The organism is Butyricimonas muris, assembly GCF_046365375.1.
Lineage (GTDB): Bacteria > Bacteroidota > Bacteroidia > Bacteroidales > Marinifilaceae > Butyricimonas > Butyricimonas muris.
The window spans coordinates 233,626-242,460 of sequence record NZ_JBKEIT010000011.1 but is presented as its reverse complement, the minus strand read 5'-3'; the positions used below and the strand labels follow the sequence as shown (position 1 = coordinate 242,460).

The window sequence follows — 8,835 nt, the reverse complement described above, 5'->3', positions numbered from 1 at the left end:
GTAGCGATCGGCACTCTTGAGTACCCCGTAAAACGCTTTCAGCGTATCGCGGTAATATTCCAGCAACGGCATATTTCCTAGAGCCTGCAAAAAAGGCTTGTCGTATTCGTCGACGAGCACGACCACCCCTCGTCCCGTCTGTTCGCATGCCCGGCGGATTACTCCGGCGAAACGACGGGAAAGAGTCGTTTCATCCTCTCCTTTCCCATGCACGGATTCCCACTGTGTTAGGTGGTTACTTAGCATAGCGTCTAACGCTTCCGGTCGGTCGTATTTCTCTGCATTCAAGTCGAGATGTAGCACGGGATGCACGTTCCACTCGTTTTCCAGTTGTTCTGCCGCTAGTCCTTCGAATAACTCTCTTTTCCCCTCGAAATATGCCTCGAACGTTGACAATAAAAGGCTTTTCCCGAAACGCCGCGGGCGGCTCAAGAAGCAAGGGGCGCTCTTTGCCGCGATTTGCCACATTAGCGCCGTTTTGTCAACGTACAAGAAGTTCTCTCTTCGTATTTTCTCGAATGTCTGTATCCCCACGGGGAGTTTTCTCATTAGGTTCACGTCCATGTTATACTGTTTCGCATCTACACAAAGGTAGGAATAACAATTGAAAATGGAAAGATTCACGAGGCAAGACTGTATTTCAATAAAGGGGGGGGCAATTTCTTCTACAAACTCCTCCGTCTGCTTCGCATCCACCTCCTCTATAAACAGATGAGGAGCTGGTGACTTTTACCGAAAACGGTAAATAATTCAACTCTCCCTCTGTTTATAGAGGGAGTACCCCGAAGGGGGAGGGAGTTTTTAGAAGAAAAGACTTTTAACACATCCTCGCCGGAATACTGCACAAGGGAAGTAGAGGGAGTGTTTTGGGTGTTATTTCTTCTCTTGTAGTGCTTCTTGTAATAATTTTACTTTTTCTTGTTCGGCTTTCAACATACGTTCGTAAAGTTCAATAACCTTATCTATCGGGTTGAAAGTATATTGATTTAAAGCTGTTTTTAAAGTAGAGGTATCATTGCTTGTGAATGTGTTTGCAACAATATTAACAACAGCCTCGTCTGTTGTATTTTTTATAGCTTCTACCGGAATCTTCAGAATTTCTGCAACTTTATTCAAAGTTTCATCGTCAATTTCTTCCTTCTGTTCCAATTTCGATACAGCTTGCTGAGTCATGTTTAATTCTAAAGCAAGTGTTTCCTGTTTTATTCCGAGAATATCCCTGTATCGTTTGATATTCTTCCCTTGGTGTGCTTTCGGCATAGTGATCGTATTGGTATCCATATTTAAAGTATAAAATTATTAACAAAATTGCAGATTGTAAAGATACAAATCTATTTTATTTTACAACTATCGGGTTGTATTTTACAACGGTTGATTGTTAAATACTCTCTTAATTCTTCCCTTCTTTGCCATAAAATCAATCTTATGCAAAGTAACGGAAAAAAGAAGATTAAGCCAAAAATTCGGGCAAGGACTTTCATTGATATTGAAGCAATTTAGATTTTGTCCTCTTTATCAATTTAAAATCTTTATTCACGATGGATTACTACAAAAGTGAAATAGCTTATTTGGTTTCTTTAATAATGCAACTTAAAGCTTGTGCGCCACAAAGCGTGATAGACAGACTAGGTATTCAAAAAGCAGAGAAATACCTTGACCGACCGGAGATTGCAGATTGGGATTGGGAAGATGAAACCTCGGAGAATCAATTTCTTTTTCTGACCTTTCTACAAGTCAATATTTGTATTTGCGAGATGGCTTTAGAACAGTTCAAAGAAAAATAATAGTCTATATTCTACTCCATTTCATGCTGTATTCGCTTGAAAATTGATTATCTTTGCAGGCTCAAATTTTTGGGAGTAAGAACGTGTTATATAATAGATTGATAATAAAGATACAAATATAGACTATGGGTTTACAGTGTGGAATAGTCGGTTTGCCAAACGTGGGAAAGTCGACACTATTTAATTGCTTGAGTAATGCCAAGGCGCAATCGGCGAATTTTCCCTTTTGCACGATTGAGCCGAACGTGGGAGTAATCACGGTGCCGGACGAACGGCTGAATAAGCTGGTTGAGTTGGTGCAACCTCAAAACGTGGTGCCTGCCGTGGTGGAGATCGTGGATATTGCCGGGTTGGTGAAAGGAGCCAGCAAGGGCGAGGGGTTAGGTAACAAATTTTTATCCAATATCCGGGAAACGGATGCTATCATTCACGTGTTGCGTTGTTTTGACGATGATAATATCGTGCACGTGGACGGTAAGGTAGATCCCATTCGGGATAAGGAAACGATTGACACGGAATTGCAATTGAAAGACTTGGAAACGGTGGAAAACCGTTTGGCGAAAGAGGAGAAAAAAGCGCAGACGGGAGGCGATGCCAAAGCTAAACGGTTGGTGGAGGTGTTGCATCTTTATAAAGATGCCTTGGTGCAGGGGAAATCTGCCCGTTCCGTGCAGTTGAACGATTTGCAGCAAGAGGTGGCGAGAGAGTTGATGTTGCTGACGAATAAACCGATACTGTACGTTTGTAACGTGGACGAGGCTTCCGTGGTGAAGGGTAATAAATACGTGGATATGGTGCGTGAGGCGGTGAAAGACGAGGGGGCAGAGGTACTGGTGATCGGTGCCGCTATCGAGGCGGATATTGCCGAGCTGGAAACCTACGAGGAAAAGCAACTTTTCTTGGAAGACTTGGGACTGGACGAGGCGGGAGTGAACAAGTTAATCCGTACGGCTTATAAATTGTTGAATCTGAGAACCTATTTCACGGCAGGAGTGAAAGAGGTGCGGGCGTGGACGTTCAAGAACGGTATGAAAGCCCCGCAAACTGCCGGAATTATACATACCGATTTCGAGAAAGGGTTTATCCGCGCGGAGGTAATTAAATATGATGATTTCGTTGCACTCGGTTCAGAAGCAAAGTGCAAGGAAGCCGGGAAAATGTCCGTCGAGGGGAAAGATTACGTGGTGCAGGATGGTGATATGATGAATTTCCGGTTTAATGTCTGATATCCATACACTTCCCGTGATGCCGGGAGGGGATTCCTGTTGTACTTTGGGCACGGGAGAATCCGGGGATATCCTCGTGAAATAAAGAAGAGATAAGGGTGTAATAAGGGATCAAAGACGTTACACCTTCGATACAAAGACGTTTCAAAGACGTTCACGAACGTCTTTGAAACGTCTTTGATCAGAAAATGAAAGAAGCGTGTTGCCTGTCTTCATCTTTATCTCTTCTTTATTTCTTCTTGTCTTTTTCTTGTCCGGTTATATAAATGGGTATTGCTCTTTACTTTATGAACTTTTTTTTTGTCATATTGGGCTTAATAGACTATCTTTGCCTATATATCTAAAATGAGATTACTATGGAAATGCTGGTAACCAGAAAGCTCCCGATCGGGATACAGACATTCGAGAACATTCGTACGGCTAATTATTTGTATGTCGACAAGACTGCACTCGTGTGGCGGATAGCCAACACGGGAAAACCCTACTTCTTCAGTCGTCCGCGACGTTTTGGGAAAAGTTTGTTGCTCTCGACCTTCGAGGCTTATTTTTCCGGGCGGAAAGATTTGTTCGAAGGGTTAGCGATAGAGGGAATGGAGAAGGAGTGGAATGTGCATCCCGTGTTTCATCTTGACTTGAATGCCGAGAAGTATGACAGGCCGGAAGGATTGTATTCTATCCTCGATAGGTACCTGAAGATGTGGGAAGCCCGCTGGGGAAAAGACGAGGGAGAAACAACCCCGTCAGGACGTTTTTTCGAGGTTATCCGTCGTGCTTACGAGCAATCCGGTCGTGAAGTTGTCGTGCTTATTGACGAGTATGACAAGCCGCTTCTGCAGGCACTCGGGAGAGATGATGCTTTGCTCGCGAATTACCGTGACTCGTTGAAAGCTTTCTATGGTGTACTCAAGAGTGCCGACCGTTACCTGCGTTTCGTGTTCCTCACCGGGGTGACGAAGTTTTCGCAAATCAGCGTGTTCAGCGATCTCAACCAGTTGAATGATATTAGCATGGACTATAATTATGCCACGCTTTGCGGTATCACTCTTGAAGAATTGAAAGAAAACTTCCAGCCGGAAATAACTCAATTGGCAGCCATCAACGGCGTGACAACCGATGATATATTGACGAAAATGACGGCGCTGTACGACGGCTATCATTTTCACCCGAGGGGAGAGGGAATGTTCAACCCGTTCAGCGTGCTGAACACGTTCTACAAGCAAGAGTTCGGCAGCTATTGGTTCCAGACCGGAACGCCGACCTTTCTAGTGGAGTTGTTGAAGAAGAGTGATTATGACTTGCGCGAGTTGCTGGACGGCGTGGAAGCCCCGGCTTCTTCTTTCACCGAGTACCGGGTGAATGCCGACAACCCGATTCCCCTGATCTTTCAGAGCGGTTACCTGACGATCAAGGATTATAACAAAGAGTTTCAGACATATACGTTAGCTTTCCCGAATGACGAGGTGAAGTACGGCTTCATAGATTTCCTCGTTCCTTTCTACACTTCTTTGGCGGAGGAAGAGCGAGGGTTTTATATCGGTAAATTTGTTCAAGAACTCCGTGTCGGCAATGTCGATGCCTTCATGAAACGGTTGCGGGCATTCTTTGCCGATTTCCCTTACGAGTTGAATACCCGCACCGAGCGTCATTATCAAGTCGTGTTTTACCTCGTCTTCAAGTTAATGGGACAATTCACGGAAGCCGAGGTGCGCAGTGCCCGGGGACGGGCGGATGCCGTGGTAAAAACACCCAAGTACATATACGTGTTCGAGTTCAAACTTGACGGTTCTGCCGAACAGGCTTTGCAACAGATTGACGATAAAGGTTATCTCCTGCCTTACGCTGTTGATGGCCGGGAACTCGTGAAGGTCGGCGTTGATTTCAATGCTGCGGAGCGCAATATCGGGAACTGGATTTATTGATTCTCTTCAATTTCTCTGTTCGCCACGTAATTGCGCCATTTCTCGATAAGCTGTTGCATATCTCGCGGGACTTCCGAGTTGAAGTCCATCCATTCGCCGGTGGCGGGATGCTCGAAGCCGAGAGTTTTGGCGTGTAAGGCTTGACGGGGACAGGTGGTGAAACAGTTTTGCACGAATTGTTTGTATTTCGTGAATGTAGTTCCTTTCAGTATCTCGTTGCCGCCGTATTCGGGATCATTGAACAGGGGATGTTTGATTGATTTGAAATGTGCCCGTATCTGGTGGGTACGTCCGGTTTCCAGCACGCACTCGACTACATTCACGTAGCCAAGGCGTTCCAGTACGCGGTAGTGGGTGACGGCATGCTTGCCGTAGTCGCTGCCCTCGGGGAAGACGCCCATCACTTTCCGGTTGGAGATGCTCCTGCCGATATTACCGATGATCGTTCCGGTTTCCTCGTCCAGATTACCCCAGCACACGGCAACATATTTCCTGCTCGATGTCTTGTGAAAGAATTGGGACGCCAGTTTGGTTTTGGCTTCTTCCGTCTTCGCGATGACAAGCAAACCGGAGGTATCCTTGTCTATCCGGTGTACCAGTCCCGGTCGGGGATCGTTTTCCTTGAATAGCGGGTTGCCTTTCAAGTGCCACGCGAGGGCGTTCACGAGAGTGCCCGTGTAATGCCCGTACGAGGGATGTACCACCATGCCCGGCTCTTTGTTGATAACCAGCAGGTAATCGTCCTCGTAAACGATGCGGAGCGGTATATCTTCCGGGATAACACGGATTTCCCGTTTCGGGTGAGGCAACATCAAGGTCACGAGGTCTTTCGGTTTCACCCGGTAATTTGATTTCACGGGTTTGCCGTTTACCTGTACACATTGGGCTTCTGCCGCCTCTTGTATCTTGGTGCGCGACACGTTTGGCAGACGGTCTACCAGAAAACGGTCGATGCGCAATAAATTCTGTCCGGGATCGACTTCCAGACGGAAATGTTCGTAACTTTCCTGTTCCTGCTCCGGTTCGTCCTCGCTTAATTCTTCAAGCTCTTCTAATTCTTCTTCTATCATGGTAATTGCTCCTCGATGGACAGGGAGTCCAGTGCCGTTATTTTTTGCGCGTCTTTCGTGAGGTAGAGTTTTATGTCTCCCCCCATTTGCATGGTCATGTTTTCTTCCGCCTCGGGTTCTTGCTGGTATATGATTGCCGTCATCCGGTCGGCTTCCGTTCTCACGGTGTTGTCGGGGATGATCTCTCCGATATTCAGAAAAGCGTATAACGTGATGTTTCTTGCTTCGGCGAGCGTTTTGCCGAGCAGATAGGGTATGGCTACTTGATTGTTGGGGGTATTGCCGTTACCCAGCACGATATCCACGGTTTCTCCTTTCTGGAGAATCGTGTCGGGTTGCAACACGGTTCCTTTATACTTGAAGTCAAGCACGAGATTCCTGTAATTCGACGGGGCATATTCGATTCTGCCGATGTTCAGACCGAGGTTGCGCAAGCGCTGTAACGACTGCCGGAACGCGGTGTTCCGCAAATTGGGAAATATCACTTTCTCCGGAGCGTTGGCGTTGATCGTCAGTTGTATCGCGCGGTTGTTTTTTACACGGGAGTTCGGGGCAGGGAATTGCTCCACTACCGTGCCCGGTTTCGCGTTGTTGTCGTAAATCGAATCCACGACAACGATTTGTAATTTCTTTTCTTTGGCGAACGGGGCAGCCTCTGTCGGGGTGAGTCCCCGCAATTCCGGTACGGCGATGTAATAACCGTGGTTCGTGTATTTATCCAGTTGTTTCAGCACGATATACCCGATCACGAACAACAAGATTGCCGCCACGACAAGGTTGACGAGTAAAACGATAATATGTCCTTTTTTGAAGAAACTCATGCGGTTTATAAAGTTTATAAAGTTTATAAGGTTTATAAAGTTTGCGGTTCCGTAGAGGAGATCGCGAAACGTTTACTACCTTTATCCTGCAAAAATAAGAGAGATTTTTCAATTATCACTACTATTTTACTATTTTTGCTCGGAAAATAAGTATTCAAAAGATGGTAAGATTTGCATTTTTACTCCTGTTGGTATGCGTTTCAGGATATATTAACGCGCAAGAAGTCAAGATAGAGAAGTCAAAGGAATTGATCGTGATTGGTGGAAAATCTTTTTATCTGCACACGGTTCAACCCAAGCAGACGCTTTTTTCTATTTGTAAGGCTTATGGGGTGGCGGTCGACGAGGTGAAAGCCTTGAACGGGAAGAAAGATAACGCCCTCTCCGTGGGCGAGGTGTTGCAGATACCTCACGTGGAGCCTTTTAAACGGGTGGACGACAAGTATTACTATCATAAGATGCGTCCGAAGGAGACGTTGTATTCTCTTTCCAAGAAATTCGGGATCAAGTTGAAACGGATATTGAAGGAGAACCCGGAGTACGACGTGAGCCGACCGATAGCCGAAGGGGCTGTGGTGCGCCTGCCGTTGCGTCAGATTGACCGGGGCGTGTTGGAAGCCGAATTACGCTGGCTCGATCGTCAGGAACAGGAGGCGGCACGGCAGAAACAAGAGGAGGAGAAACACGTTGCTCTCTACCCTCCGGCATGCGATTCTTTGGAGGGGATGATGCAACAGGTGGTAGGTGATACCACTTACGTGATTCCGGAGCGGAATTACGAGCGTCGGCACGTGAATGTGGCTCTTTTGTTGCCTTTGTCTGTGAAAGATAATAAGTTACCATTTACTCCGGAGGAGATTCCGGTGGACACGACAGGGGTGAATATTCGTAATGAAAGGTGGCGTTTGAGTGATAAGTCTACCCAGTTCCTGCAATTTTATGAAGGATTTTTAATGGCGGCGGATAGTTTGAAACGACAAGGCTACACGATTGATATACATGTCTATGATACGGAGCGTGACGCTAACGCCACACAGGCGGTGATCGGGGAGTTGAACGGGTTATCGCCCGATTTGATCGTGGGTCCCGTTTACGCGAACACGTATAAGTTAGTTGCCGAGCAGCTCCAAAACAGGGTGATCCCCATGATTTATCCCCTCTCGGCGAGAAGTGGGGAATTGTCCCGCTTTCCGAATTTTGTACAGATGAATATTTCCACGCCTTCGCTGGTGGAGGAAATGGCGGATTGGGTTGCCGCTAACGCTCATGGAGCTCATTTGATTCATATCATTCCGGACGGTAATGCCCGTGCCGGAGAGGTGAATCGTTTGCCGGCACTCGTGCGTGCCCGTATGCAGGGTGAGATTGGCGAGCCGATGCTCGATTACCAGTGGCATCCGCGAATGCACGTGGATTCCGTACGTCGGATGTTGCGACCGGACGTGGAGAATATCATCCTTTTCCCGACAGTCAACGAGGCGGCAGCGAGTCGTGTATTGCCCGTGTTATCCGCCTTGAGTGATCATTACCGTATTACCGTGATCGGTTTCCCGGAGTGGTTGAAGTTCACTTCTATTGATGAGGAAATGTTCTACAAGTTGAACGTGAAGGTGATGATGAATAGTTACGTGGATTACCAGAACGAGGATGCCCAAGCGTTTTCCGCGAAGCACAGGGAGTATTTTCATTCCGAACCGAATAATATCGCAAACCGGGCATTCGATATGGCCATGTATTTTATTCCGCTGGTGGAGAGAGAGAGAACGAACACGCTGAACACGCTGCGTAACAGGGAGGATGACGGGATGTTTACCCGCTTCCGTTTCCGTCCGATAAGTGATTTCGGCGGGTTGGAGAACCGGGGATTGTATTTGATTCATTATAGTTCCAAGTATAATATTGTGGTAACGCCGTTAAGGGGAAAGTAAGTTTATAAGGTTTATAGACCCCTGCGGGGCGCTTTGTTCACGGCAACGTGTGTTGCCGATATGATTATCTAAAGGATATTTCGGACT

At 46.7% G+C, this 8,835-nt stretch carries 8 protein-coding genes; 4 read left to right on the top strand and 4 right to left on the bottom strand.

Going from position 1 to position 8,835, the window contains the following annotated elements; translation table 11 throughout:
- Both ACK8P8_RS17985 and ACK8P8_RS17980 read right to left on the bottom strand, forming a co-directional pair.
- Positions 1 to 564: AAA family ATPase (locus tag ACK8P8_RS17985; RefSeq protein ID WP_410026122.1), on the bottom strand; the 564-nt coding region annotated here is incomplete at its 3' end.
- Positions 565 to 873: 309 nt separating this feature from the next.
- Complete coding sequence (locus ACK8P8_RS17980; RefSeq protein WP_099293459.1) at positions 874 to 1,281, bottom strand: helix-turn-helix domain-containing protein; 408 nt, start codon at positions 1,279 to 1,281, stop codon at positions 874 to 876.
- 257 nt (positions 1,282 to 1,538) lie between these two features.
- Between ACK8P8_RS17980 and ACK8P8_RS17975 the strand changes: the two genes are divergently transcribed.
- The 3 genes from ACK8P8_RS17975 to ACK8P8_RS17965 all read left to right on the top strand — a co-directional run bounded on the left by ACK8P8_RS17975 (position 1,539) and on the right by ACK8P8_RS17965 (position 4,929).
- Positions 1,539 to 1,784, top strand: a complete 246-nt coding sequence (locus ACK8P8_RS17975; RefSeq protein ID WP_410026117.1) for a hypothetical protein — start codon at positions 1,539 to 1,541, stop codon at positions 1,782 to 1,784.
- 125 nt (positions 1,785 to 1,909) lie between these two features.
- Positions 1,910 to 3,010, top strand: coding sequence for a redox-regulated ATPase YchF (ychF, locus tag ACK8P8_RS17970; protein ID WP_099293453.1), 1,101 nt, complete (start codon positions 1,910 to 1,912; stop codon positions 3,008 to 3,010).
- 362 nt (positions 3,011 to 3,372) lie between these two features.
- Positions 3,373 to 4,929: a PD-(D/E)XK nuclease domain-containing ATP-binding protein gene (locus ACK8P8_RS17965; RefSeq protein ID WP_410026121.1), complete on the top strand. Its 1,557-nt coding sequence runs from the start codon at positions 3,373 to 3,375 to the stop codon at positions 4,927 to 4,929.
- Here the strand turns inward: ACK8P8_RS17965 and ACK8P8_RS17960 are convergent.
- Both ACK8P8_RS17960 and ACK8P8_RS17955 read right to left on the bottom strand, forming a co-directional pair.
- On the bottom strand, positions 4,923 to 5,999 hold the full coding sequence (locus ACK8P8_RS17960) for an RluA family pseudouridine synthase (RefSeq protein WP_099293449.1): 1,077 nt from the start codon (positions 5,997 to 5,999) through the stop codon (positions 4,923 to 4,925). The genes ACK8P8_RS17965 and ACK8P8_RS17960 overlap by 7 nt on opposite strands.
- The gene (locus ACK8P8_RS17955) at positions 5,996 to 6,820 is read right to left on the bottom strand and encodes a PASTA domain-containing protein (protein ID WP_099293447.1); all 825 of its coding nucleotides are present in this window, start codon (positions 6,818 to 6,820) and stop codon (positions 5,996 to 5,998) included. Before ACK8P8_RS17955 ends, ACK8P8_RS17960 begins: the two co-directional genes overlap by 4 nt.
- Positions 6,821 to 6,981: 161 nt before the next feature.
- Here ACK8P8_RS17955 and ACK8P8_RS17950 point away from each other — a divergent pair, with 161 nt between their 5' ends.
- Positions 6,982 to 8,748 carry a LysM peptidoglycan-binding domain-containing protein gene (locus ACK8P8_RS17950; protein WP_369858778.1) on the top strand — a complete coding sequence of 589 codons (1,767 nt, stop codon included), beginning with the start codon at positions 6,982 to 6,984 and terminating at the stop codon, positions 8,746 to 8,748.
- Positions 8,749 to 8,835: the final 87 nt, after the last annotated feature.

What these genes read in the sequence shown, in the direction of transcription:
- ACK8P8_RS17955 (WP_099293447.1), bottom strand. Translation starts at nt 6,820, where the DNA reads ATGAGTTTCTTCAAAAAAGGACATATTATCGTTTTACTCGTCAACCTT.
- ACK8P8_RS17975 (WP_410026117.1), top strand. Translation starts at nt 1,539, where the DNA reads ATGGATTACTACAAAAGTGAAATAGCTTATTTGGTTTCTTTAATAATG.
- ACK8P8_RS17965 (WP_410026121.1), top strand. Translation starts at nt 3,373, where the DNA reads ATGCTGGTAACCAGAAAGCTCCCGATCGGGATACAGACATTCGAGAAC.
- ACK8P8_RS17950 (WP_369858778.1), top strand. Translation starts at nt 6,982, where the DNA reads ATGGTAAGATTTGCATTTTTACTCCTGTTGGTATGCGTTTCAGGATAT.
- ACK8P8_RS17960 (WP_099293449.1), bottom strand. Translation starts at nt 5,999, where the DNA reads ATGATAGAAGAAGAATTAGAAGAGCTTGAAGAATTAAGCGAGGACGAA.
- ACK8P8_RS17980 (WP_099293459.1), bottom strand. Translation starts at nt 1,281, where the DNA reads ATGGATACCAATACGATCACTATGCCGAAAGCACACCAAGGGAAGAAT.
- ychF (WP_099293453.1), top strand. Translation starts at nt 1,910, where the DNA reads ATGGGTTTACAGTGTGGAATAGTCGGTTTGCCAAACGTGGGAAAGTCG.